Origin of the sequence: Autumnicola psychrophila, assembly GCF_031846645.1 — a bacterium.
GTDB lineage: Bacteria > Bacteroidota > Bacteroidia > Flavobacteriales > Flavobacteriaceae > Autumnicola > Autumnicola psychrophila.
Map to the genome: position 1 here is coordinate 116,057 of NZ_JAVRHN010000003.1, position 26,127 is coordinate 142,183.

At 38.9% G+C, this 26,127-nt stretch carries 24 protein-coding genes; 14 read left to right on the forward strand and 10 right to left on the reverse strand.

Annotated features, from left to right (window positions below; translation table 11 throughout):
• The first annotated feature begins 67 nt into the window (after positions 1 to 67).
• From hisH to hisIE, 4 genes are all read left to right on the forward strand, one after another.
• Positions 68 to 652 (forward strand): imidazole glycerol phosphate synthase subunit HisH, encoded by a 585-nt coding sequence (hisH, locus tag RM541_RS04745; RefSeq protein WP_311499073.1) that lies wholly within the window; start codon positions 68 to 70, stop codon positions 650 to 652.
• Positions 653 to 788: 136 nt separating this feature from the next.
• Positions 789 to 1,529 carry a 1-(5-phosphoribosyl)-5-[(5-phosphoribosylamino)methylideneamino]imidazole-4-carboxamide isomerase gene (gene hisA, locus RM541_RS04750; protein ID WP_311499074.1) on the forward strand — a complete coding sequence of 247 codons (741 nt, stop codon included), beginning with the start codon at positions 789 to 791 and terminating at the stop codon, positions 1,527 to 1,529.
• Positions 1,530 to 1,600: 71 nt separating this feature from the next.
• Positions 1,601 to 2,356, forward strand: a complete 756-nt coding sequence (gene hisF / locus RM541_RS04755) for an imidazole glycerol phosphate synthase subunit HisF (RefSeq protein WP_311499075.1) — start codon at positions 1,601 to 1,603, stop codon at positions 2,354 to 2,356.
• Between the two features lie 41 nt (positions 2,357 to 2,397).
• Positions 2,398 to 3,015 carry a bifunctional phosphoribosyl-AMP cyclohydrolase/phosphoribosyl-ATP diphosphatase HisIE gene (hisIE, locus tag RM541_RS04760; protein ID WP_311499076.1) on the forward strand — a complete coding sequence of 206 codons (618 nt, stop codon included), beginning with the start codon at positions 2,398 to 2,400 and terminating at the stop codon, positions 3,013 to 3,015.
• A gap of 287 nt (positions 3,016 to 3,302) precedes the next feature.
• On the opposite strand, the gene RM541_RS04765 is transcribed toward hisIE, so the two are convergent.
• The 6 genes from RM541_RS04765 to RM541_RS04790 all read right to left on the reverse strand — a co-directional run bounded on the left by RM541_RS04765 (position 3,303) and on the right by RM541_RS04790 (position 8,331).
• Positions 3,303 to 3,704 carry a GlcG/HbpS family heme-binding protein gene (locus tag RM541_RS04765; RefSeq protein WP_311499077.1) on the reverse strand — a complete coding sequence of 134 codons (402 nt, stop codon included), beginning with the start codon at positions 3,702 to 3,704 and terminating at the stop codon, positions 3,303 to 3,305.
• 86 nt (positions 3,705 to 3,790) lie between these two features.
• Positions 3,791 to 4,645: a pirin family protein gene (locus RM541_RS04770; protein ID WP_311499078.1), complete on the reverse strand. Its 855-nt coding sequence runs from the start codon at positions 4,643 to 4,645 to the stop codon at positions 3,791 to 3,793.
• Between the two features lie 10 nt (positions 4,646 to 4,655).
• Complete coding sequence (locus tag RM541_RS04775) at positions 4,656 to 5,390, reverse strand: NYN domain-containing protein (protein WP_311499079.1); 735 nt, start codon at positions 5,388 to 5,390, stop codon at positions 4,656 to 4,658.
• A gap of 95 nt (positions 5,391 to 5,485) precedes the next feature.
• Positions 5,486 to 6,640 (reverse strand): baeRF7 domain-containing protein, encoded by a 1,155-nt coding sequence (locus RM541_RS04780; RefSeq protein WP_311499080.1) that lies wholly within the window; start codon positions 6,638 to 6,640, stop codon positions 5,486 to 5,488.
• Positions 6,641 to 7,056: 416 nt separating this feature from the next.
• The gene (locus RM541_RS04785) at positions 7,057 to 7,872 is read right to left on the reverse strand and encodes a DUF1853 family protein (protein ID WP_311499081.1); all 816 of its coding nucleotides are present in this window, start codon (positions 7,870 to 7,872) and stop codon (positions 7,057 to 7,059) included.
• A 66-nt stretch (positions 7,873 to 7,938) separates the two neighbouring features.
• A complete protein-coding gene (locus tag RM541_RS04790; protein ID WP_311499082.1) occupies positions 7,939 to 8,331 on the reverse strand; it encodes a hypothetical protein in 393 nt (130 codons plus the stop codon).
• Between the two features lie 230 nt (positions 8,332 to 8,561).
• Here RM541_RS04790 and truA point away from each other — a divergent pair, with 230 nt between their 5' ends.
• Positions 8,562 to 9,353 carry a tRNA pseudouridine(38-40) synthase TruA gene (gene truA, locus RM541_RS04795; protein ID WP_311499083.1) on the forward strand — a complete coding sequence of 264 codons (792 nt, stop codon included), beginning with the start codon at positions 8,562 to 8,564 and terminating at the stop codon, positions 9,351 to 9,353.
• A 31-nt stretch (positions 9,354 to 9,384) separates the two neighbouring features.
• Here the strand turns inward: truA and recQ are convergent, their stop codons facing one another.
• Positions 9,385 to 11,487 carry a DNA helicase RecQ gene (gene recQ / locus RM541_RS04800; protein WP_311499084.1) on the reverse strand — a complete coding sequence of 701 codons (2,103 nt, stop codon included), beginning with the start codon at positions 11,485 to 11,487 and terminating at the stop codon, positions 9,385 to 9,387.
• A 152-nt stretch (positions 11,488 to 11,639) separates the two neighbouring features.
• Between recQ and corA the strand changes: the two genes are divergently transcribed.
• The 9 genes from corA (at position 11,640) to RM541_RS04845 (ending at position 21,362) form a co-directional block, all read left to right on the forward strand.
• Positions 11,640 to 12,719 carry a magnesium/cobalt transporter CorA gene (gene corA, locus RM541_RS04805; protein ID WP_311499085.1) on the forward strand — a complete coding sequence of 360 codons (1,080 nt, stop codon included), beginning with the start codon at positions 11,640 to 11,642 and terminating at the stop codon, positions 12,717 to 12,719.
• A gap of 209 nt (positions 12,720 to 12,928) precedes the next feature.
• On the forward strand, positions 12,929 to 14,080 hold the full coding sequence (locus RM541_RS04810) for a lactonase family protein (RefSeq protein ID WP_311499086.1): 1,152 nt from the start codon (positions 12,929 to 12,931) through the stop codon (positions 14,078 to 14,080).
• Positions 14,081 to 14,251: 171 nt separating this feature from the next.
• Positions 14,252 to 15,211 carry a TIGR03885 family FMN-dependent LLM class oxidoreductase gene (locus RM541_RS04815; RefSeq protein WP_311499087.1) on the forward strand — a complete coding sequence of 320 codons (960 nt, stop codon included), beginning with the start codon at positions 14,252 to 14,254 and terminating at the stop codon, positions 15,209 to 15,211.
• Positions 15,212 to 15,223: 12 nt separating this feature from the next.
• Positions 15,224 to 16,855 (forward strand): alpha-amylase family protein, encoded by a 1,632-nt coding sequence (locus tag RM541_RS04820; RefSeq protein WP_311499088.1) that lies wholly within the window; start codon positions 15,224 to 15,226, stop codon positions 16,853 to 16,855.
• 59 nt (positions 16,856 to 16,914) lie between these two features.
• Complete coding sequence (locus RM541_RS04825) at positions 16,915 to 18,525, forward strand: alpha-amylase family glycosyl hydrolase (RefSeq protein ID WP_311499089.1); 1,611 nt, start codon at positions 16,915 to 16,917, stop codon at positions 18,523 to 18,525.
• 34 nt (positions 18,526 to 18,559) lie between these two features.
• Positions 18,560 to 18,931: a sensory rhodopsin transducer gene (locus RM541_RS04830; RefSeq protein ID WP_311499090.1), complete on the forward strand. Its 372-nt coding sequence runs from the start codon at positions 18,560 to 18,562 to the stop codon at positions 18,929 to 18,931.
• A gap of 7 nt (positions 18,932 to 18,938) precedes the next feature.
• Positions 18,939 to 20,111 (forward strand): D-arabinono-1,4-lactone oxidase, encoded by a 1,173-nt coding sequence (locus RM541_RS04835; RefSeq protein WP_311499091.1) that lies wholly within the window; start codon positions 18,939 to 18,941, stop codon positions 20,109 to 20,111.
• Complete coding sequence (locus RM541_RS04840) at positions 20,108 to 20,491, forward strand: sensory rhodopsin transducer (protein WP_311499092.1); 384 nt, start codon at positions 20,108 to 20,110, stop codon at positions 20,489 to 20,491. Before RM541_RS04835 ends, RM541_RS04840 begins: the two co-directional genes overlap by 4 nt.
• A 4-nt stretch (positions 20,492 to 20,495) precedes the next feature.
• Positions 20,496 to 21,362, forward strand: coding sequence for an EamA family transporter (locus RM541_RS04845; RefSeq protein ID WP_311499093.1), 867 nt, complete (start codon positions 20,496 to 20,498; stop codon positions 21,360 to 21,362).
• Positions 21,363 to 21,656: 294 nt separating this feature from the next.
• Here the strand turns inward: RM541_RS04845 and RM541_RS04850 are convergent, their stop codons facing one another.
• From RM541_RS04850 to RM541_RS04860, 3 genes are read right to left on the reverse strand one after another with little or no spacing between them, the layout of a single operon-like run.
• Positions 21,657 to 22,568, reverse strand: coding sequence for a succinylglutamate desuccinylase/aspartoacylase domain-containing protein (locus RM541_RS04850; protein WP_311499094.1), 912 nt, complete (start codon positions 22,566 to 22,568; stop codon positions 21,657 to 21,659).
• A 10-nt stretch (positions 22,569 to 22,578) separates the two neighbouring features.
• Positions 22,579 to 23,625 carry a glutathione synthetase gene (locus RM541_RS04855; protein WP_311499095.1) on the reverse strand — a complete coding sequence of 349 codons (1,047 nt, stop codon included), beginning with the start codon at positions 23,623 to 23,625 and terminating at the stop codon, positions 22,579 to 22,581.
• Positions 23,622 to 25,481: a peptidase MATCAP family protein gene (locus RM541_RS04860; protein ID WP_311499096.1), complete on the reverse strand. Its 1,860-nt coding sequence runs from the start codon at positions 25,479 to 25,481 to the stop codon at positions 23,622 to 23,624. Before RM541_RS04860 ends, RM541_RS04855 begins: the two co-directional genes overlap by 4 nt.
• Positions 25,482 to 26,127 lie beyond the last annotated feature (646 nt).

The following is a 26,127-nucleotide window of genomic DNA, read 5'->3' on the forward strand; positions in this document are numbered from 1 at the left end:
GAAAGATTAATAGATAATGCTGTTAGGTAAGTCTAATATCTCATTTCTAAAATCTAATATCTAATTAATGAAAATAGCAATTATAGATTACGGCGCGGGAAATATCCAAAGCATTAAATTTGCAGTCCAGAGACTGGGGTTTGAAGCGGTTCTTAGCAGTGATGCAGAAGAAATTCGTGCTGCCGATAAAGTGATTTTTCCAGGTGTGGGAGAAGCAAGCAGCGCCATGAATATGCTGAAATCTACCGGACTTGAAAAAGTAATTCCGACTTTAAGACAGCCTGTTCTTGGGATTTGCCTTGGAATGCAGTTGATGTGCGATTATTGTGAGGAAGGTGATACCACCGGACTCGGAATTTTTGATGCGCAAGTAGTGAAATTCAATAATAAACTAAAGGTGCCGCAAATAGGATGGAATCATATTTTTGACCTTAAGTCAGAACTTTTTGAAGGAATAAATGAAAAAGAATACGTGTACCTGGTACATAGCTTCTACATTCCGGAGTGTGAGGAAACGATAGCTTCTACTGAATACGGAGTTGAATACACTTCTGCCATTAAGAAGAACAATTTTTACGGAGTCCAGTTTCACCCTGAGAAAAGCAGTAATGCAGGGGAGAAGATCCTGCAGAATTTCCTGAATTTAGATTAGAGAATAAAGAGCAAAGAAAAAAGAGTCAGGAATCAGGATTTATAGGTCTGGACAAAGAATAATGATAAAGAATATAGAATAATCAAACAGCGGAGCGGTCTAATATCTGACAGCGAAGCGGTCTAACATCTAAAGAATGAGAATCATTCCCGCCATAGACATCATCGAAGGAAAATGTGTAAGACTTTCTAAAGGTGATTATAACACGAAAAAAATATATAATGAGCATCCGCTTGAGGTGGCAAAGAAATTCGAAGCGCATGGAATTGAATACCTGCACCTCGTTGATTTGGATGGCGCAAAGTCGAAGCACATTGTAAATCATAAAATTCTTGAGGAGATTGCCTCTAAAACAGGTTTGAAGGTAGATTTTGGTGGCGGATTAAAATCTGATAAAGATCTGGAAATTGCTTTTGAATGTGGTGCAAATCAGGTTACCGGTGGAAGTATAGCCATTAAGGATCCGGAAATATTTAAGTCGTGGCTGCAGAAATTCGGTTCAGAAAAGATTATTTTAGGAGCAGATGCCAATGATGAAAAGGTGGCAATTAGCGGCTGGCAGGAAGAATCGGAAAAGGAGCTTATCCCGTTTATAAAGGAATATCAGCAGGAAGGAGTAAAGTACATTATTTGCACCGATATTTCCAAAGACGGAATGCTGGAAGGGCCGTCTTTTGATTTATACCAGAGAATACTGGAGGAAACTTCGGAAACTGGCAATAAACTCAATTTAATTGCTTCCGGCGGAATTTCAACGTTTGCTGAGCTTCCGCGTTTAGCTGAAATCGGTTGCGAAGGAACAATTATAGGGAAAGCGATTTACGAAGGCAGGATTAGCCTAAAGGAGCTGGAAGAGTTTATTTTAAATAGAAGTTAGATGTTAGAAGTGAGTATAGAGAATTTTTCTCGCTACTCAATACTCAATACTCATTATTCAATACCAATAAGATGTTAACAAAAAGAATAATTCCCTGTCTGGATATCAAAAACGGACGTACCGTAAAAGGGGTCAATTTTGTTGATTTACGCGATGCGGGAGATCCTGTTGAACTGGCGGCAATTTATGCTGAATCTGGTGCAGATGAACTGGTTTTCCTGGATATTTCGGCTACAGAAGAGCGTCGTAAAACTTTGGCAAATCTGGTCCTGCGCGTAGCTGAAAAAGTAAATATTCCGTTTACTGTTGGCGGCGGAATATCTTCAGTGGAAGATGTCGATGTTTTACTTAAAAATGGAGCCGATAAGGTTTCGGTGAATTCTTCCGCAGTAAAGAATCCCGGGCTTATAAATGAGCTGTCAAGAAAGTTTGGGAGTCAGTGTATCACTGTCGCTATAGATGCCAAGCAGGTGCATGGGAAGTGGCTTGTTCATCTTGTTGGAGGAAAAGTGCCAACAGAGCTGGATCTTTTTGAATGGGCAAAAGAAGTTGAGGAGCGCGGGGCCGGCGAAATCCTTTTTACATCCATGAACAACGACGGTACAAAAGGGGGCTTTGCAAATATTGCACTGGCAAAATTATCTTCGGAATTAAATATTCCTATTATTGCATCAGGTGGAGCGGGGAATATGCAGCATTTTACAGATACTTTTAAGGAAGGAAAAGCTGATGCGGCACTTGCTGCAAGCGTTTTTCATTTTAAAGAAATTGAAATAAAAGATTTAAAGGAAGAATTGCGAAAAAACGGAGTTGCCGTGCGATTATAAATATAAGATTCAGACGAAAACTTTACAATAGATACAACAAGATGAACATAGACTTCAATAAAAACGGGAACGGACTCATTCCAGCTATTATTCAGGATGCTTCAACAAAAAATGTGCTGATGCTTGGCTACATGAACGAAGAAGCTTTTCTGAAGACAAACGAAACCAAAAAAGTGACATTTTTCAGCAGGACCAAGAATAGGCTTTGGACAAAGGGCGAAGAAAGTGGCAATTTTCTTCATCTTGTTGCTATTAAAAACGACTGTGATAATGATACGCTGCTAATTAGCGTAAATCCTGAAGGACCTACCTGCCACAAAGGAACTGACACTTGCTGGGGTGAAGAAAATGAACCAAACTTTGGTTTTATTTCTCAATTGGAAGGAATTATTGCTAAGCGGAAGAGGATGAGTGAAGAGGAACCGGAATTGCGTGAAGATAAATCCAGCTATGTGGTTTCTCTTTTTGATGAAGGCATTAATAAAATCGCGCAAAAAGTAGGCGAAGAGGCCGTAGAAACTGTTATTGAAGCCAAAGATGATAATGAAGAATTATTCCTGAATGAGAGTGCCGATTTGCTTTTCCATTATTTGATTTTACTGAAAGCAAAAGGCTATTCTTTAAAAAACGTGGTGAAAGTCCTGGAAGGTAGGCATTAGAAGAGGTAGATGACCACTCCGACCTTTGGCCACCCCTCCTTAACAAAAGGAGGGGTGCAGTAAGTACTATGAACGAAGTGTTGCCTGAAAAATGGCAATTATCGACCTTTGGACGTGCAGTATTTACCCACCCCGGCCTTCGGCCACCCCTCCTTCAAAAGGAGGGGAGCACTAAGCGGTATGAATAAAGTGTATCTCCAAAAACGGCAATTATCGACCTTTGGGAATAAAGTTGTTTTTATTTTTCAATTATAAACTCCGAACCCTTAATTCTGAACTGCGAAGCATTACTTCACCGCATTCATTCCAAAAGTAGCGACTTCGTGATCCTGGTCTACAGCACCACCGGAGACTCCAATCGCTCCAATAATGTCACCGTTAATATCTTTAATAGGTACACCGCCCGGGAACGTAATAAGTCCGGCATTGGAATGTTCTATATTAAATAAAGGTTGTCCCGGTTGAGATAATTTCCCTATTTCTCCGGTTTCCATATCGAAATAGCGGGCAGTTTTTGCTTTCTTAATGGCAATATCTACTGATCCCAGCCACGCACTATCCATTCGTGCAAAAGCGGTAAGATTTGCACCGGAATCTACAATGGCAATATTCATTGCCACTCCTATTTCAGCTGATTTCTTTTTAGCGGCCTCTATGGCAGTCTGTGCTTGCTCAAGTGTAATATTCATAATCTTATATTATTTTGATTTTCTTTAAATTAAGTATAAATATTCAAACACAACTTCATTTAAGAGGACAATAACATAGGTTCCGTTTATTCTTTCCAGGCGCCCATTTTCCCCGTCTGGAAATCTGCATAAGCTTCGTCTATTTCCTCCATGGTATTCATCACAAATGGTCCCCTTGCAACCACAGGCTCTTCAAAAGGTTTGGCATGTCCAAAAAGTAATACACTTTCAGCTTTGGCTTCTATTTTAAGCTTCACGTCATCATTATTAAATTCGGCTAAGTGTAGAGCTTTTACCTGTTGGTCATTTACTTCAAATTCTCCTCTAATGACGTAGAAAAAAATGTTATGATCTTTAGGAATATTCAGGCTTACACTTGCATTTTCTTCAAAATTTAAAGTAGCAAGGTTGATGTCTGTAAAGGTGTTAAAGGCACCGGAAGTGTCTTCTAACGCACCGGAAACAACCTGTCCTTTTACTTTTCCATCGTCCAGAGAAATCGTTGGAATCTGGTCCTTTTGAAAACCAAGATACTTCGGTTCTGTCATTTTATATTTTGCAGGAAGGTTTACCCATAACTGCAAAATTTCAAGATCACCTCCTTCTTTTTTAAATTTTTCTGAAGAAACTTCAGCATGTAGAAGTCCGCTCCCGGCGGTCATCCATTGTACGCCTCCGCTCTCAATTACGCTTTTATGTCCGCTGGAATCTTTATGGGCAATGTCACCATCAAGAATAAAAGTTACGGTTTCCATACCACGATGCGGGTGCGGGCCAAACGGCAAGCCGTTATTATTTGGTGGATAATTTTGCGGACCGTGATGATTAAGAAACAGAAATGGATCGATCATTTGGATACTTCCCGTGGGCATGGGAGAGTATGTCGTCAAATCTGCAATGGGTCGATATTCTGCTTTATGTATTTGTTTTATGCTTCGCATTTTCAATTTTTTATTTGTTCCTTACATAAATGAGTTTGAACCTGGAATTGTGATTTTCACGGGATTCAATTTCGAATTTATCTATGGCATTTATCATGGGTGTCAATTTCTGATAGCCGTAGTTCCTGGAATCAAAATTTGGTTGTTTTTTCTGAAGAAGACTTCCAACATCTCCTAGAAATGCCCAACCGTCTTCATCGGCTACATCAGAAATTGTATTTGCAAGAAGGCGAATTAATTTCGGATTAATTTTATCGACATTGTTTTTCTTTTCGGTCTTTTCTTTGCTGGTTCCCAAGCTCGAATCTTTGTCCTTATTTTTAAGGATTTCAATATAAATAAACCGATCGCAGGCAACGATAAATGGCTCAGGAGTCTTTTTCTCACCAATTCCAATCACCTTTTTCCCTGCTTCCCGCAATCTTGTGGCAAGACGCGTAAAATCACTATCACTGGAAACGATGCAAAAGCCGTCGACTTTGTTAGAATATAAAATATCCATGGCATCTATGATCATGGCGGAATCTGTCGCATTTTTTCCCTGGGTATAGCCATATTGCTGCATTGGATTAATGGCGTTTTCCAGCAGCACGGTTTTCCATTTTGCCAGGTGAGGCTTTGTCCAGTCGCCATAAATTCTTTTAATGGTAGGGTTGCCGTATTTGGCAATCTCTTCCATCATTTCCTTAACATATGCAGAAGGGATATTATCCCCGTCAATTAGTACTGCAAGGTTTATTTCCATATGTAATCTTGTAATTTCTTAAACTATAAAGATAGTATATTTGAATAAAAAAAGGCGGCAGTTGCCGCCCTGTTGATTTGTGGAAGATAATACTTTTAGCTATATCTAAAGATGGCATTTAGCTTAGCCTCTTTCTCTGGCATAAATGCACTTTCAATCAGAAATACAGATCCTCCGGTTTCGATGACTTTTGCTGCTGCCAGGTTCATTAATGAAGTGTTATTTGAAGATTGCTCTTCATTAACTTCTACTTTGCGGTTTTGTTCATCATAAGTACCCCAGATTTCGGAACGGTTTTCTAAGAACAACGTATCTACCTTTCCTTCAAAAGCTGCAGGAATAATATCAGAAATAGTGGAAGATGTTTTATCGGGCGTCAATTCTCCAAAGCTTTCCAGTTTAGTACGTTTCTTCTTTTCAAGGTGAGGTTCCATTACATTTAATGCTTTTTCATGCAGACCAAACATATCGGTATCAGAAGGGTTTCCTGGAACTACCTGATCAAACAGATTTTTATAGGAATTTGCTTCTTTGTAAATAGGGAAAAGATAATCCTGACAAGCTACTACCAAAGGCACATTTTCATCCCGCAGAATTTCGTGCAGACCCTTATCTATAGCATTAAAAAATCGCAGAATTTCATTCTTGTCATCCTTGTTAGCCGCATCGTAACCGTGACTGGTCGCAGTTCCCATTGAACTGTTTTGTGTTTTTGCCTTTCGGTTTTTTTCCTCATAATCGTAACCTACGCGGTCTTCAAGTTTTGAAGGAGTTAAATCTTCTATGTAAATTTCTCCAATCGTATTTTTTGTAGCTTCATAAAAATCCACTTTATCCTGCTGTACAGCGAGTAGGTAAAATCTTCCATCATCTGTAGTAAGTGGTACCAGTGGTTTCACGTAAAAGTCGTTGGAAACATAATGATGGGCTTCAAAGTTTACGGGAACCGTATACTTTTCAAAAAATCCTTCGGAAGAAAATATTGCCAGTCCGTCGGACTGATGTCTCCAGAATTCCGGTTGATCTAATAATGCTTCTATTGGCTGCCCAATGCTCTTAATTTTTTCTTCGGAAACTTTCTTAGCTTCCAGTTCTCTTTTTACCTGGTCCCAGGTAGATTTAAGGTGTTTTTTATTTTTTTGCTCTAAGACCTCTTTTCCTCCTCGTTGAGTAGGAATAAAAATAGATACACAGGTATCTTGCTTAAAATCTGTAATTTTTTTGAACTTTTCCTGACTTATCAATGCCATAATTTTCTATTTTTTTGATTAAAAGGAGAGAAGTTTAATTCATTATCTCCTCTCTCTTACTTTAATTTCAATATTCTTCAAGGTAAGCTGAATTGCAGTCAATTCAAAGGCTGGGAGAGGTTGTGTGTGCTAAATCTTTCTTAATTAATGTTTATATTTTGAAAAGAAAATGCCTCCCACACTAATATCTACTAAAAAGATCGTGCTGGTTCTGTAAAAATCATAATGATTGGAATAACACTATGATGTTGAAGCCGGAAGCCGATAATTGCCTTTTTGAAGCATCCGCTTCTTTACTTCGGAAAGTGTGTCTTTAAAAATTAAACCTTAAGATCTGGCTCATCTACATTTTATCACGCCAAAAGCGATCAGGAAGAGCTTTATTTGCTTTCATTTCTGAATAAAATTTATCCGCTTTACCACCAGACAATAAAAAAACGTTCAAATTCGAATTCGCTCTTTTTCATCCAGAGAAGAGGAGATCTTTTCCGTTCTATAAATGTTTCAACCTCCTTTTTAATCACCTCGTAAGAATGCCAATTTTCGGCATATTGTGGATCTACCGGCCATTGTTGTTTTTTGGGAGAATAAAAGAGATAATGTTCATAGTCTTTTCCGAAAAAATCTTCTGAATGTATCCAATAACCCGCAACACATTCTTTATTGATGCTACTGGTTTCTATTTGCATGAGATGCTTCGGAAGGAATAACTGCGCTTTAAAGCATACTTCCTGCTTCAAATCCTGCGGATTAACCTGAAGAGCGGAGAGATATTCTTTTGTCTCGGGTTTGTAAAGCAGCGGAAACTGCTTTTCCTTTAATTTCTTAATTTTCTGAAGGAGCGAATCTTTTCTGTTTGGTCCTATCCATCTTTCTAATTCCTCCTGATAATCGGGATCATAGACATAGAATTTGTAAACCAGCTCAACATGATAATGTTGATTTTTTGTCAGGCTCTTCAGAAGAAAATCTATTTCTCCAATCGTAATCTTCGCATTCTGAATCTGAATATTAGAGGCAAGGACTTCATAGCCGGTAGAACTCTTCAGAAGCGCTTCAAAAAAGCTTTCCATTCTCTTTCCAAGTATAGAATGTGGAGAACCTGAAATAGCAGCATCCTCAGCTGAGATATCCAGAGGAAAATTGAATTGAGAAAGTCCAAAGAGATTATTTTTCCACAGGGGAGGGGTAGATAGAAAACCCAAAACCTGCTGAAGACTCTTTTTATCCATAGAAATTCTTATCCCAGTATTACCTTTTCCCGACGAGGATATTTTACAAAATAAGTTTTCTGAAAATTATTCTTTGAGAATCAAACCTGCCGGTACCTGGATGTCTTTAGGTGCCGGATCGTACATATTAAAATATAGGATAATAGGCTCTTCAAGTCCTTCATAATTTATCTCATATTTATCCAGCATACCGTTGCCAAGAATTCCGTTTTCAGTTCTAAAATCACAGCAACTGCCTAGTCTTGTGTAGGTGATCACTTCTCCATTGGGTCCGCTAAGATTGTTTAGGTAATCTTGTTGATTACCGGGACCCAATTCTAAATTATCACCACCAACAAGTATTGGGTGCCTGGGATCAAATCCAAAATCTCTATTTAACTGTTCCCGCAACTGCGGATCACGGGTTGTACCACAGCCAGCCAGAAGAAAAATGCTTAATATAAAGAGTAATTTTTTCATGAAAATTGTTTTTGAACTTGCTTGAAGTGCAAACGCCCTGCAGTTCCTTTACAAGAAAGTTTCAGCTTTTTAGTTTATACTAAACTAAAAATAATTCTGGTAAGTTGTAATTAATAACTTTAAATTTTTAGAATGTTCTTTTTATTTTACACTGATATTTCACCTCATCCTGAAAACCTGAAATGAAGTAAAATTCCATTGGTTTGTTACCTTTGTTGAAAACACCAATTTTGCAGCGCAAACGCTATTATTACCTTATTAAAATTCAGTTTTTAGGCTATAGATTACATGGCTGGCAAAAACAACCCGATGTAAAAACGGTGGAAGGTCTGGTCACCAAAACCTTGCGATGGGCAATGCCAGATGCTAAATTCAAGATTCTTGGCAGTAGCCGTACAGATGCGATGGTATCTGCCCAGGAGTCGGCTTTCGAGCTTTTTCTGGACAACGAGCCATTGGAAGATCTGGATGATTTTTTGGCAGTTTTTAATCTTAATCTGCCACAGGATATAAGAGCTTTAGCGGTAGAAGAAGTAGATGCAAAATTCAACATTATTCAGCATCCAAAGGTAAAAGAGTACGCTTACTTATTTTCTTATGGAGAAAAAAATCATCCGTTTTGTGCGCCAATGATGGCTAATTTCATATTTGATCTTAATATTGAAGAAATGCAGAAGGCGGCAAGACTGTTTGAAGGCACTCACAATTTTAGAAATTATTGTGTGCGTGTTTCTGAAAACAGCAAATTTGAAAGGGAAATCAATAAAGCGGAAATTTCCGAAAATGATCTTTTTAGTGCGAGTTTTTTTCCGAAGCAAACGTATGTTTTTCATGTGCATGGAGAAGGTTTTTTGCGGCACCAGGTGCGCCTAATGATGGGCGCTTTAATCCAGGTGGGAAAAGGGGAACTGACTATTGAGCAGATAGCGCAAAGTCTTACCGGCACTCCGGAGCTGCAAATGGATTATATCGCACCTGCTTCGGGCTTGATCTTAAATAAAGTTGGGTTTAAGGATTTTTAGAGGAATTTGTTCCCCTCCGCGGGAGGGGCAGTTACTCCTCTTTCTCCAAAATCTTCAGGGAAATTTTAATTGTCTCGTAACCTATTGCTTCCTGAAAATGCTCAAAATAAGCCTTTAAAGAATCAGGATCTTCCAGTTCTTTTCTTGCTTTTTTAACGGCATCCAGATCAGCTTTGGAGACAAACTGGTTTAGGTTAATATCTTTGCCTTCATCATAAAGTTTTAGCAAATGAGAAAAAATGGTGGTGCTTGCTAACTTTCGTTTTTTGGCAATTTCTTCCACGCTCAATCCTTCTTTGTAGAGTTCGCCGGTAATTTGATAAGTTTTACCTTTTTTAGCTGATTTCCGCTCGCGTTTTTCTTTGCTGAAAGCAATAATTTCTTTTATAAACCGATAGCCATAATCCTGCATTTTTTGTCGACCAACTCCGTTAATTTGCATAAAATCATCATCGGTCATTGGTCTTTCCTTCTCCATTTCCTTGAGGGTAGCATCATTAAAAATAAGGTAGGCCGGAATTTCCTCTTCTCGGGCTATTTCAAGTCGCAATTTCCTCAATTTTTCAAATAACGAGTTGTCTTTTTTCTTTGTAGAAGCTTCAGTTTCCTGCTGAATAGTTTTTCTGTCGGGAACTTCAGCTAAACGAACCTTTTCGCCTTTAAAAAGGACATTTTTAGCTGCTTTTGTAAGCTGAAGGTGGTTGTTTTTGTGAAAAGCGACTTCAGCATAACCAATATTGATCAATTGGATAATATATTGCTGCCAGTGATGCCAGGAAATGCTACTGCCAACGCCATAAGTCGGTAATTTTTGATAATTCTTAGACAAAACGGCTTCATTTTGTGAGCCTCTCAAAACGTCAATTATCGTGCTTATGGGTTCGCTTCCTTTAAGCCTGAATATGCAGGAAAGTGCTTTTTGTGCAATGATGGTTCCGTCAAAGAAGGCAGGCGGATTTTGGCAAATATCGCAGTTTCCGCAGTCTTCCTGCTTAAGCTCTCCAAAGTAATTGAGCAGAATTTTTCTCCGGCACGTTAAAGCTTCAGAATATTGCTTCATGCGATCCAGTTTTGCCAGCTGCACCTCTTCATTCGCCGCGTTGGAAGCAAAGCGCTGCAGCTGGACCACATCTGCATAACTGTGAAAAAGAAGCGTATCAGAAGGTAATCCATCACGGCCTGCACGTCCAATTTCCTGGTAATATCCTTCCATATTCTTTGGCATGTTGTAATGGATCACCCAACGAATGTTAGATTTGTCGATCCCCATTCCAAAGGCGATGGTCGCACAGATAATCTGTTTTTCATCGTTAATAAAATCATCCTGAATCCTGGTGCGATCATCATGACTTAGTCCGGCGTGATAAGCTTCAGCTTTAAAACCTTTAGCTTTTAATTTCGCAGCAATTTCTTCAGTAGTTTTTCGGCTTAAGCAGTAAATAATTCCACTTTCCTTTTTCCGGTTTTTTACGAAATTGGCGATTTGCTCAAAGCGTTTGATTCCGGGCCGAACCTCTAAACTTAGATTCTTCCGGTCAAAAGAAGCTACATGTTTTTTTGCCTTCGGAATATTTAATTGTTGCGCGATATCACTACGCGTCGCCTTATCTGCAGTAGCAGTTAGAGCGATCACGGGAGTAGAAGGGAAGCGGTTCTTAAGATAGCCAAGTTGCGTATAGGCAGGACGAAAATCGTGGCCCCAGCTGGAAATACAGTGCGCTTCATCTATGGCAATTAAACTAATTTTTCCGTCGGTTAGGATTTTATCGATAAATTGAAGACTTTCCGGAGCAACATAGAGCAGCTTTAATTCTTTATTATCGATCTTCTGAAAAATAGCCTGTTGATCTGCTTCCTGCTGGCTGCTGTTAAGATACGCTGCCGGAACTCCGTTAGCTGTTAAACCATCCACCTGGTCCTTCATTAATGCGATAAGAGGGGAAATTACAAGCGTGATTTCAGGAAGTAAAATGGCGGGAAGCTGGTAGCAAATAGATTTTCCGCCGCCGGTGGGCATAATTACAAGATTATCTTTTCCGTCAAAAATGGAGTCAATTACCTTTTTCTGAAGGGGACGAAAACTATCGTATCCAAAATATTCTTTAAGTGTGTTTAAGAGCGTGGCTTCTTCCATATTGCAAAGGTAAAATTTGGAAGTAGAAGGGACACCTTCAGGAGTAGAAAAATATTTATTGACTTCAGAAGAAATATAACTTCAGTTTGGCTTTCCTGCACAAATGCTGTAGTGTATAGCGATTATTACTACTTTTATAAAAATTTTTCCGCATGTCAAAATTAAAACGCTCGCTAAAACGACCTAAATTCACCAAAGCACTTCACCAGGCTCCGGGAACAATGACTTATGTTGGGAATAAGGAAACAAAGGAGACACTTCTGGAAGTTATTGATTACAATAAGGACCATTATCAGCGATATACATCGACTTCCCCCGAGGACGCTTTTAAGTTTGAAGAAGAGCAGAATACTACCTGGATAAATATTGACGGTTTAAATAATACTGAGGAAATTGAAAAGCTTGGGAAATATTACGATTTACATCCGCTTATTATGGAAGATATCGTAAATACCGGGCAGCGGCCAAAAATTGATGAATACCCGGAATATCTCTTTATCGTTGCGAAAATGCTGTATTACAATGGCGATGGCAGCATTAATAATGAACACCTAAGCATTGTGGTGGGCAAAGATTATGTGCTGACCTTTCAGGAAGCGGGTGGTGATGTTTTTGACGGACTACGGGAGCGAATAAAAATTGGTAAAGGACGTATACGAAGTAATGGTGCAGATTATTTAATGTTTGCCCTTTTGGATGCGGTAATTGATAATTATTTTGCCGTTGTTGACGACATTAGCGATAAAATTGAACTTTTTGAAGACCGTATTTTTCATGCAAGGACAGAAGATAATCTTGTGCTGGAAATTCAGGAATTAAAACGTACTATTTTAAGAATAAGACGTGCCGTTTTTCCATTAAGGGAAGTGGTTAACAGGTTACTGAAGGTAAACCACGAAATAATAGAGAAAAAAACCGAAAGCTATATTCGTGATTTGCACGATCATATGATTCAGATTTCAGAAAACATTGATCTTTACAGGGAAATGATTAGAAGCCTACTTGATATGTATATGAGTACGATTAGCAATAAAATGAATGAAGTAATGAAAGTCCTTACCATAATGGCTTCTATATTTATTCCTCTCACCTTTATTGCAGGAATCTATGGGATGAACTTTGAGTATATGCCCGAGCTGCAATGGAAATACAGTTATTTTGTGCTGTGGGGAATAATGCTGCTGCTTTTTATTGGTATGATATTTTACTTCAAAAGAAAGAAATGGCTTTAACTAGAACTCTTAGATTTTTCATAAAAATTTTAAAAGTTCACTGTTTATACTGTTTTCAAATTTTAAATTTATACCCAATCCATAAGAACAGGGGAATAGAATATTTCTCTGACTTTGTATAAGTTCAGGCTTGTGCTGCTTAGAAAAAAGAGGAGTAGAAGTTAATTTGTTTGTACCTGTTTTATATTTTAATTTATCAACCTACTCGCATGAAAAGAAATTACCTCGTTCAGGTACTAATAATCTGCCTGGCTTTTACTTCCTGTAAAGACAAATCTGAACCAAATACAGAATATTTAGAAAATATGAAAACAGCATATGTAGGCACATATACAAGGGAAGAAGGCTTTGTAGACGGTGAGGCAAAAGGGATCTATACTATTTACCAGGAGCCTGAAAGTGGAAGCCTTAGGTTTGGAACTACCGTTGCCGAAATTACCAATCCGTCCTTTGTAAAAATTTCCGGGGACGGGAAGAATCTTTATGCCGTAAGTGAACTGGGCGGACAGGGAGAAGAAAACGGCTTTATTCACTCCTTCAGGATTAAAGAAGACCAGGGACTTGAAGAATTAAATAAACTTTCTACTGAAAGTACAGCACCTTGTCACGTGGCTCTGGACAGGAGCGGAGAGTATGTTTTTGTTGCCAATTACATGGGCGGAGTGGTAATGATGTACAAGAGACAGGAGGATGGAAGCCTAAAAAAACAGCAACGCATCGATCTTAAGAACCCTGAGGAATCACATGCACATTCTGTTACGCTTTCTGAAGACAATAAGTACGCCTATATAGCAGATCTGGGTAATGATAAAATTCTCATATACAATTTTGATGCAGATCAGGGAGAAATTACACCTCATGAACAGGCTTTTGTTGCTCTTGAAGAAGGAGCAGGGCCTAGGCATTTCACGATTTATGAAGAAATAAAAGTGGCCTATTCTGTAAATGAATTAAACAGCAGCGTAACAGTATTTAAAATTAAGGAATCCGGTGGATTGGAAATTATCCAGAACATTGCTACACTTCCGGAAGATTTTTCAGAAAGGAATTCGGGGGCGGATATTCATTTACACTCTTCCGGAAAATTTCTTTACACCTCTAATCGCGGCCATAATAGTATTGCTGCTTTTGCAGTGGATGAAGAAGGAAAATTGTCTACACTGGATTTTTATCCTACAGACGGTAAAACTCCGCGCAATTTTGCTATTGCTCCCAAAGGAGATTTTCTTTATGTAGCCAACCAGGATTCGGGTGAAATATCAATTTTCAGAATAAACCAGGAAACAGGTGAGCTTACCCAAAAACTTCCTAACGTTGAAGTAAAGACTCCGGTGTGTATAGAATTTGTGCCGGTAGAATAATATCCGCTACCTCGCAGTTTTATATTCATTAGAAATACCTCCTTTTGGTTCCATTCCGGAAATCAATACTGAAAAACTTTATCTTTTTTTTATGACTTAAGGCTTCCTGATCATTTTAAGAGGCCCTTTCATTTTTTTATCTTACAGAGGACGAATCAATGAAAGAATCATATGAAATTAGGATATCATGCTTCTCATGAACAGTTTTCCCCTTCAGCATTACTAAAACTTGTACAAAAAGCCGAAGAAGCCGGTTTTGAAGCTGTACTTTCTTCAGATCATTTCCACCCCTGGAGCAATAGACAGGGGGAAAGTGGCTTTGCCTGGAGCTGGCTTGGCGCTGCGATGCAGGCTACAAATCTCGAATTCGGTATTGTAAATGCTCCCGGGCAGCGCTACCATCCTGCAATAATTGCGCAGGCCGTGGCCACCCTGGACGAAATGTTTCCAAAACGTTTCTGGATAGCCACAGGAAGTGGCCAGGCTTTAAATGAAAATATTACCGGAGACAAATGGCCCTCTAAAGAAATCCGCAATCAGCGTCTTAAAGAGTCTGTAGAAGTCATGCAGGAACTTTGGAAAGGTGATTACGTGAGTCATTATGGAATTGTAAAAGTAGAGAAAGCAAAATTATTTACAACTCCCAACCATACGCCTACCGTTTTTGGTGCTGCTTTAACGTTAAAGACTGCAAAATGGCTTGCCAGCTGGGCCGACGGATTAATAACGATTTCCAAACCCATTGAAGAGTTAAAAGAAATGGTTGAAGCTTTTAGAAGTAACGGCGGAGAAAATAAGCCAATGGCTTTAAAAGTACAGGTTTCCTATTCATCTACTAAAGAAAAGGCATTACAGGGAGCAAAGGACCAATGGAAGAACAATATTTTTCCCAGTAAACTCACTTCAGAATTAATTACTCCGGAACAGTTTGACGATATGGGAGAAAAGGTGCGCAAGGAAGATATCGAAAAGTATGTAATCACGGGAAGTGATCCCCAGTTGTTTTTAGACAAAATATATGCTTTTAAAGAACTTGGGTTCGAAAAAATAATCCTGCATAATGTAAATGAAGAACAGGAGAAATTTATAGAATTCTTTGGAAACAAACTGAGACCTGAATTTCAGAAATAAAATCAGAAAAAGATGAACAAATACTGGTATAAAAATGCAGTGATTTATTGCCTTGATGTGGAAACCTTCAAAGACTCGAACGGTGACGGAATTGGAGATTTTCAAGGTCTTACTAATGGTCTTACTTATTTATCAAGCTTAGGTGTGAACTGCCTTTGGCTAATGCCCTTTTTTGATTCCCCTAATAAGGATAATGGATACGATGTAAGGGATTACTACAAAGTGGATCCCAGGCTTGGCGATTTAGGGCATTTTGCACAGCTTATAGATGCCGCAGATGAAGTAGGGATTAGGATTCTTATTGACCTGGCAGTAAATCATACCTCTACAGAACATACGTGGTTTCAGGAAGCCAGAAAGAATAAAAATTCCAAATATCGAAATTTCTATATATGGGTAGATGAAAAACCAGAAGATAGAGAGGAAAATATAATGAGCGGCGGTGAAGAGGATGGTTCTAATTGGGAATGGGATGAGGAAGCCGGGGCCTACTATTTCCATACCTTTTATACCCACCAGCCAGACCTTAACATTTCTAACGAAAATGTACAGGAAGAAATCTTCAGGATTATGCAGTTCTGGTTAAAGATGGGCGTTTCCGGATTCAGGATTGATGCTGCGCCGCACATGTTCAATAAAAAAGGCAAAGTAGATTTCTGTAAAGATCCACACTCGGTTTTCAGGCATTTTCGGGAATTTGTGGAAACACAGAAGGAAGATGCTATTCTCCTGGCAGAAGTAGATCTTCCTCCTGATGAATATGAGAATTTTTTTGGAGATGAAGATGAAATGCACATGCTTTTCAATTTCTATGTAAACAATTACATGTTTTTATCTTTTGCCAGAAAAGAAGCTACTCCATTGGCAGATGCACTTAAAAAAATACCACAGATTTCTGAAAAGGAACAAATGGCAATTTTTGTGAGGAACCACGATGAGTTGAATCTTAGTAAATTATCCAATGAGGAACAGCAGGAGGTGTTTCAAGCCTTTGCTCCGAAGAAGAACATGCAGATTTTTGGGCGTGGAATCAGGAGGCGTCTTGCTTCTATGCTAGACAACGACCGCAAAAGAATTGAAATGGCCTACAGCTTATTGTTTACCCTGCCGGGAACTCCTGTTATACGTTATGGGCAGGAAATTGGAATGGGAGAGGATCTTTCTATGGAAGGCCGCTCCAGTGTACGGACTGTAATGCAATGGTCCAACGATAAAAACGGCGGATTTTCTGATGCTCCCGAAGATCAGCTTATTAGGAATACTATTTCTGAAGGAGATTTCAGTTACAAAAAGATCAATGTACACGATCAACATCGCGATCATGATTCTTTACTGAACTGGATGGCACATGCCATAAAATTTAGAAAGGAATTCCGTGAATTTGGTTGGGGCGATTACGTCGTGATGGATACGGGTAACAAAAGTGTCCTTGCCCACTGCCGGAATTCAGATAAAGGAACAGCAATCGCGTTCCACAACTTTTCTGATGAAGAAGTTATGGTAAAAACCAAATTTGAAAATCCCGAAGAGATCGTGGATATCTTTGGGGACGAGCGTTATAAAGCCTTTGATTCAGATTCACAGGAAATTAAATTGAACCCATACGGCTACCGGTGGTTGCACAAAAGAAAACGATTTTTATAAATCACCCTTTAATAATGCGATAGCACAGGAAAAAGAACTAACAACAGAAAATTCAAAATATGAAGGAGATTCAAACGGAAAAGTATAAATGGTGGCAAAAGGAAATTGTGTATCAAATTTATCCGCGTTCTTATAAGGATAACAACGGCGACGGAATAGGAGATCTCCCCGGGATCATCGAAAAGCTGGATTATATTAAAGATCTCGGAGTAAGAGTAGTCTGGATTTCACCAATTTATCCTTCGCCAATGGCAGATTTTGGATACGACGTGAGTGACTACACAGGGATCCACCCCATGTTTGGAACGATGGAAGATTTCAACAGCCTGCTTGAGGAAATTCATGAAAGAGAGATGAAACTGATCCTTGATTTTGTTCCCAATCATTCCTCAAATATGCATGAGTGGTTCCTGGAATCAAGAAGTTCTAAAAATAATCCTAAACGGGATTGGTATATATGGAAAGACCCGGCGCCAGATGGTGGCCCACCAACAAACTGGGGAAGTGTTTTCGGCGGAAGTGGATGGGAGTACGACAAAGAGACGAATCAATATTACTATCATGCTTTTTTGAAAGAGCAGCCAGATTTGAACTGGCGTAATCCTGAAGTGCAGGAAGCAATGTTTAATGTATTGCGATTTTGGTTAGATAAAGGTGTAGACGGCTTTAGGGTAGACGTAATGTGGCATCTTATAAAAGATGCGCAATTTAGGGATAATCCTCCAAACCCAAATTATACCGAAGACTATTCGCCATATGACAAACATCTTCAGACATACACCACAGACCAGCCAGAGGTGCACGATATTGTAGAAAAAATGAGGTCGGTTATAGATGAATTTGATGAGCGGCTTCTTATTGGGGAAATTTATCTTCCGGTTGAGCAGCTCGTGGAGTATTATGGTAAAGATAACCGCGGTGCACATTTGCCGTTTAATTTTCAGTTGGTACTGTTACCATGGGATGCCAGGGAGATTGAAGCAGCAATTAATAACTATGAAGGGGCCCTGCCGCCCGGTGGTTGGCCAAACTGGGTTCTGGGAAATCACGATAACTCGAGGATTGCGACGAGAGTAGGAGTGAAGCAGGCGAGAATCGCTGCAATGATGCTTTTGACTTTAAGAGGAACCCCAACCATCTATTACGGAGATGAAATAGGGATGGAAGATGTGCCAATTGCACCAGATCAGGTTCAGGATCCACAGGAAAAGAATATCCCGGGGAAGGGACTCAACCGCGACCCCGAAAGGACTCCGATGCAATGGGATTCTTCAGAAAATGCAGGCTTTACAAGTGTAAAACCCTGGCTTCCGTTAATGGAAAATTATAAAGAATTAAATGTGAAAAATGAGTGGGATTCCGAAGAAAGCATGCTCAGTTTTTATAGGAAACTCATTGCCCTTCGGCAAAAAGAGCCGGCACTGCAAATTGGCAAATATCGGCCGGTATTAACAAAAGGAAATCTTTTAGCTTATATACGTTCTTCAGAAGAAAAGAAAATTTTTGTCATTTTAAACCTGGGAGATTCGGATGAAACTATGGAGACAAATGTACCGTTTTCTAAAGCCATTATTCTTGCGTCCACGCATGTTGAGAAGGAAGGAAAAAATTTGGAGGGAACAGTACAATTAGAGAGTAATGAAGGTTTAATAGCAGAAATAAAAGAATGATCAACAACGATAACTAACAGTAAAAAGAGAAATTATGAGAACATTCGGAAAGAAAACGTGGGTAATTGCTGAAGGTTATATTCCTTCTTACGGCACAGGGCCCGAACCGGAATTTACAAGTCATGAAACAGCTTGTATTTTAAATACTTCCAACAGGAAAGCCCAGGTGGAAATTACACTTTTTTTTACAGATAAAGATCCTGTAGGACCTTACAGAGTTGAGGTAGAGGCACAGCGAACAAAACATCTTCGGTTTAATGATCTTGAAGATCCTGAACCTGTTCCAAAAGACACCGATTATGCCTGTGTAATAGAATCTGATATTCCGGTGGTTGTACAGCATACAAGGCTGGATTCACGACAGGCAGAAAATGCTTTGTTAACCACAATAGCTTATTCAGAATAGATTTTTTATGAAAAATAAAGAGTGGAAAAACTGGAGCGGAAGTTTAAGCTTTAAGCCGGAACAGGTAATTACTCCTGAATCTGAAGAGGAAATAGTGCAGCTCGTCAAAAAGGCAAGAAGAGAGAACAGGAAATTGCGGGTGGTTGGAGCCGGACATTCTTCCAGTCCGCTTGTAAAAACTAAAGATATTCTTCTTTCCCTGAAGCATTTTAAAGGAGTTGAAGCACCAGATTTGGAGAAAAACCGTGCTACCGTTTTAGCAGGAATGACGGTAAAAGAAGCAGGCAAGGACCTTTACAGGTATGGACTGGCAATGCATAACGTAGCGGGCGCTATAGGTACAGGAACGCATGGCACGGGCAGGGAATTACGCAATCTTTCTTCAATGCTTGTTGGTGTAAGAATGATAACCGGAACGGGAGAAGTTATAGAGAAGACCATTGAGGAAGATGAAGAATTATTCCGGGCCTTAAGGGTGGCATTGGGTACCTGTGGCATTTTTTTAAAGATGCGGCTTCAACTGCAGCCGTTTTTCAAATTGCAAAGAAAGGAATGGTGTGTACCCATAGAAAAGTGCCTGGAAAACCTGGAAGATTTACAGGAGAATAACCGCAATTTCGATTTTTATTGGTACCCGCGAAGTGATATGGCCAAAATAAGGGTGATGAACAAAGAAGCAGAGGACATGCCGGAAATCTCTTATGGTACGTTAGAACTTGAAATAGAAGGAAACAGCCATGAAGTTTTACCACGGTCCCGGCACCTCAAATTTGATGAAATGGAATATGCTCTTCCTGCTAAAAATGCTCCGGAATGTTTTCTGGAGGTACGTAGGGAAATTAAGAAAAAGTGGCGAAAAGATGTTGCCTGGAGAGTGCTTTACAGAACAATAAAAGCAGATGACGCTTTTGTGAGCAGCATGTATGGACGGGATTCGGTAACGATTTCGCTGCACCATAACGCCGGACTTCCATTCTGGGATTATTTTAGAGCTATCGAGCCGATATTCAGAAAATACGGGGGAAGGCCGCATTGGGGAAAGAAGCATAGCCTTAAAGCAGCGGAATTAAAAGAGCTGTTTCCCTGCTGGGATGATTTTCAGAAGTATCGGGAAAGATTTGATCCTGATAATATTTTTTTAAGTCCGTATATGGAGGAACTTTTAATACTAAAACAATGAAAGCAATAGGAAAAATCGACTGGGCCTTTTCAGCAGGACGCATTCCTTTTAAAAACAATGGAGAGGAGCCTGAATTTATAAGCCATGATAAAATCGCGGTTTTAAACATTTCTGAAGAAAATGCAATCGTTGAGCTGTTGTTATTTTATGAGGATCAAAAACCTGTTGGCACTTATGAAATCATTGTAGAAGCAAAACGTCTACGGAAGATACGGTTTAATGATATTATTGATCCCGAAGCAATGCAACTGGAACGAAATTACAGTTGTTTTATTAAGACCAGTACTCCGGTGGTGATCCAGTTTAGCAGGATGAACACCGGTGCAAAAGCAAATGCGGAAATGAGCACAATCGCCTTTCCCGTAGAACCAGAAAATTAGAAAGATGTTAGGATTTTTATTGGCATTCGGGACGGCTATTTCAGAAGCATTAAAAGATATAACAAGTAAATTTAACCTGCATCATATTGACGAATACACTGCAGCCTTTTCTATGCATTTGGTGCAGAGTATATTGCTTGCTCCGCTCATTTTTTATTTTGGGTTTGAAGAAATGACACCAAGATTTTTATGGGCACTTCTGGCCAGCTCCATACTTCAGTTAATTGTAATCCTGCTTTATTTTAAAGCTATAAAACGTTCTGAACTTTCAGTCACTGTGCCATTAATCACTCTTACTCCGCTGTTTATGTTGCTCACTTCACCGATTTTAATCGGGGAATTCCCCAGTCTTTTAGGTATTGTGGGAATTATTTTAATTGTGGCGGGGACTTATATTTCGAACATTAGCGAAGACAATAAGAATTTCTTTGCACCTTTTGCGATGCTGGTAAAAGAGCAGGGACCAAGATATATGTTGTTGGTTGCTTTTATTTGGAGTATTACCGCAAATATTGATAAAATAGGAGTGGAGGAAACTTCTCCCGTTTTCTGGTCCTTCAGTAAGGATTTTTTAATTCTGTTTTATTTAATTCCAATATTGGCAGTAAAATCTAAAAAGCCGTTATCCCAAATCAACAAAAGAAAATGGCCTTTGTTACTGGTCGGTTTTTTTAGATCTGCCAGCGTGTTAACCCAAATGTTTGCAATTCAGTTTATTTTGGTGGCTTACGTGATTTCGATTAAAAGGGCCAGTTCAGTATTTATAATTCTGTTTGCTTTCTTTTATATGAATGAAAGGAAGAACTTTAGGAACAGGCTTATTGGTATTATAATTATTCTTATTGGGCTTTTTGTAATAGCGATTTCCTGAAAAAGGGCTCCTCGAAAATGGCAATTATCGATCTGGAGAGAGGCTCTGATCGATTTGAAAATTTGAAAATTTTTTAATTTTAGAATGAATGGCCTTCGACAGGCTCTTGCTGACGGTGATTTGTGTGTAATGGGTATTGTACCAAGTATTTAATCCAAGTGCGCCACTCCTTTGTATCGGGGAGCTCTTACTATTGGCGAAAATTGCCATATTTCAGGTTCCCTTCAGAAAAAAAAGGTCTCCTGAAATATTTCAGAAAACCTTTTTATATTCAAAATGCATAGCATTTAATTACTACACTTCCTGGACTACAAAAAATCCGTCGTTACCCTGTGCCTGGTAGAGTGGCATAAAAATATAGGCATCCCATTCGCTTTTTACCTCATTTCCGTTTTGTTTTGCAAGCAGCTCTCCTTTTTCAATTTTCTGAAAATTCTCATAACCCGGCTGCATTTCAAAAATATCTCCATCTTCGAGTCCGTGACGATGGATAATTTCAAAAGTTTTTTGTGGTGGTGCATTTTTTTCAGCAAAGCGGTTTACACAATCCGGGTAGGTTGAAATCTTTTCGAGATTAAGTCCGCAAGCTTCTTTTAACGCGAGCCAGATCACGCCTTCATGATTTTCTACAGAACGTTCATCGGTGTGTTGTCCTGCTTCAAAAACGAAACCGGTCATCCCGATGCGGCTTAAATAATGGTCAATATCGCCCGTAATAATATCGCTGAAACCTCTTATAATGTAAGTCGGAAATTTATGGGCCCATTCATCATTATCATTCACTTCCTGAACGGAAACATAGGGGAGACTTGCTGATGAAGTGGTATGGCAATCAAGGAAATAACGTTTAGTGAAATCTTGTTCCGAAAATTTATTCAGAAGATCTATGATTTCAAACATTTCTTTTTTCTCGTGAGTATCCTTTTTTCCTTCCTTTACGTTTTCTTCAGTCCAGGTACGGTTAAGATCTTCGTCTATATAACGTTTGTTTTGGTTTAGCGCCATATGATTACCAGAAACTCCCACGATGGTTCCTTCTATTTCCGGACGAGCTTTTTTCAGTTCAGAAAAAACTCTTTCCAAAGCTTTTACTCCGCTTGGTTCATTCCCGTGAATTCCACCGGTCACAAAGAGAAGAGGGCCTTCTTTACCTGAAGTGTACTTTCCTATTATTCTTGGTATTTCTTCTTTTAATTCTGAATTCATATTATCTATTTTAGTCCATTGTTGCTAAAGTGCGGTTAGCAAGGGTGCCTTTGTACATTTTCTTGTAATCTACCTTTCGCTCTATGGCTTCAATAACCACGTCTGTAAACTTTGGTAGCCCGATATCTGCAAATCGCTCCATTCCACCCGGGCTAAGCACATTAATTTCGATAAGCTTATCTTTTACAATATCGAGTCCCACAAAGAAAAGGCCGTCACGGATTAATTTTGGAGCAGTGAGTTCAACAATTCTTTTCATGTCATCTGTCAAATCACTGCTATCTGCTGTTGCTCCCAACGCAAAATTACTACGGAATTCACCTTCGCCGCTAACTCTGCGTATAATCGCCTTCTTTCCGTCTTTTTCCATTACACGGCCATTCATAAGAAGCACCCTTACATCGCCGTCTTTAACAGCGGGAAGGAACTCCTGCGCAATAACATAGCCCTGAGAGCTGATAGTTTCGATAATTTGGTTCACATTTTTCTCATTTTCATCAATAAGGAAAACATCTTTTCCTCCGGAACCTTCCAATGGTTTAAGAACCATCTTTTTGTTTTGCTTCTCCCAAAATTCAAGAAGGTCTTTTTTGCTTCTCGTGATAATGGAATCTGGTTTTATAACCTGCGGCAATTCTTCAAAATAGAGTTTATCAATAAACGCATGGGACAAGGCATAAGCATCATTTAAGACCAAAACACCTTCCTGTTGCATCATTCTTCCAAAAGCCACTCCTGCCTGTTCTGCCCATTGCCTGTCATCCTCTTCTGTGGGATTATTTCTAATGAAAAGCACATCGAGATCTTTAGAAGAAACTTTCTTGTGTCTCGCTTTGGAGCTTTGAAGCGCCTCCAGGAATTTTGCTGGAGATTTTGTCTTCGTATTTTTAGGCAAAATTGTGCTGTTAATACTTATTGGGGCATCGTGATGAAAGCTGAAATCACCCACTCCCATTGCATAGACTTCATGTCCTCTAACATGTGCCTCTGTCATTAATGCTATAGATGTACCATTTTTCTCGGTGGCCACATCGTTTAATACAAAACATATTTTCATTTACTTACCATTTTTGAAAGAGGTAACCCCTCTCTGATTAATTTTAGTTTTTCTTTTACATTTTCAGTTAACAAATAACTGGGACGTAAGGCCCCGGGTTTTAATATTTCCCTTTCCGTCAATTCTTTTATTACTCCGGTGTGTTTAATTCCGAATTTACCCGCTAAAAGAGGTTCGTATTCACCTCCATCCTGAAGGTATTTTCTTAATTCTACCAGGCCTTGTAAATAGATAATATCCTTTAGGAATCCGCCACCCTGCATAATCCTGGAGGTAATATTAAAAGATCTTTCGGGTGAAAAGCCATGTTTTCTAACAAGGAGCTGGAATATTTCCCTAAAATCGCCTCCATCCATTAATGCTTTACCAGCCACCACTCTTCCTGCCAATGTTCTTAACCTGTTAGGCGTTAGTCCATCTACCATATATTCCGACATTACAGCAAGACCTTCCTGCAGTGGATCATAATCTGCAAGCCCAATGCTTAACTGCTGCAGGGGCTGCTTTTTACCATTGTAATATGTTAACATGTGGGTTCCCACTTCATGCTGAATAAGGGCTTCAGATTCCTTACGTTTCATTTTATAATCTTCAGGAACATACAATTCTCCCTGGGAAACCATCATAATATTCACATCTTTACGAATATGTACTTTCCCTTTAAAGTTCTCATCCTGATTCCTGAAGTATTCAAATTCTTTACGGGCAAGGCTACTGAATTCACGGGAATCGATAAGATCCTTATCAGGAGTTTCATATTTTTCCTGTGCTTCTTCAATCTCTGTTAGTACCTGCTCTGCCTCTTCGCACAATTCCCTGCCAATACCTTTATGAAGCCTGATACTATTGTAAAAAAAGTTTCGCGTACCACGTTCGTTAAGCATGGTAATTTGTTGATCCAGTTCTTCCCGCTTTTCCCGAAAAATCTGCGACATTGCAGGGTCATCTACATCTTCAATTTTTAAATTATAAAGTTTCCTTTTGAGCACATCGGGATCTATAGGCAGAAGCCGGTAATGATAATCCAGGACCTTGTCATAATTACTGTCAAAAAAGGTATTTTTAATGTCGTAAATATTAGAAGGAGAGACCAGCCATAGGAATTGATAACTATTTTCAATTTTTGATAGTTCCCTGTCTATTTCAAAGACTTTCTCTTTTAGCACCTGTCTTCCTAAGGCGTTATAGCTGGGTACACTGCTGGAAGTTTGAACCCTTAAAAAGTCATATAAGGCTATATGAAGCGCTCGAATTATAAAATCTCTGTAAGTCCTGAACAAAACAGGATAAAATTCTTTGCTATCACCCCTATAAACAGGAGGAATTTCCAGTCCCAATAATACTGCTCCACATCTCTTGGTCTGTTCTAAAGAAAGAAGAGGTTCGTCATCTTTTGCCTGTCGCTCTTTGGTATCCTGTATTTCTGCTTTCAAGTATAATCCAGAAAAATTCCTATTTATTTTATTAAGTTCATCCTGCAATACTTTTAGGGTGGTGGGAAGTTTTCTTGATGGACCTTTAATTAAAAAGGTACTACTCCCATTCTCACCGGCATACATTTCAAGGAGCATATAGGATTCAAACTTTACAGATAATTTATCTGAAATGGCAAAAATAAGTTCCCGGTATCCCTCAAAATCTTTTTCTCCTATGATGAGGTATGAGGATTCACTTATTACCATCCGGTTAGTATAAAGATCTTTTTTCTTTTTACGATAGATTACCAGATAAGGAATTTCCTTCTCAATATGCATTAATCCGCCTCCCGGAAGTTTGCAATTGGTTTCTGACTCTTCCTTTAGGTTTGTTAAAATTTTTTTAATCGATTCTTTAGATAATTCTGATATATTCAGCATTATTTGAAGCTTCTTTAATATTTAATTTTTTTCAGCGCTTTAAACTGGCTAATACTGTGGGTTTTCCGCTTTACTGGGAAACTGCTTAAATCTAAATTTAAGAATTAAAACGGGTCTCAAATGGGGAAAATCTTACTTTGGCTTTTATTTAAGAAAGTGAATATTAAAGGATAGGAGGAACGGAAAGAATGTTGTTCCAAATCTGGATTCTAAAAAACCCCTAGAACTATTTACAAGCTTTTTAATTTTGCAGAACAAATATCTGTTTTGTTCTAGAGAGGTAAATACCCAGAGAAATACCTCGTGTGAAAATGAAGTAGTCTTTAACGTGATCTCAAGTACGCATATTTATAAAAAGTCACTTTGTTACTGTATCATCTGGCATGTTCAAGGAAGTGCCGACAGCCTGTCTTCAGTCCTAAAGTTGATCGAAAATTGACAAGAACTTGTATAGCAATTGAAAATGTTACAAAATGGCCCAATCTATAGTCCTGTAATAACTGCCTATGAAGAACCAGGATTCAGGAAAGGGCTATCAGGTTTTGCACAAATGATGATATTTAATTGAACTTATTTTAAAAACCGAATGTCTTTGGGCTTGCCTTTAGGATTATTTATTTAGGTAGAAAGATTCTGGTGGTTGGGG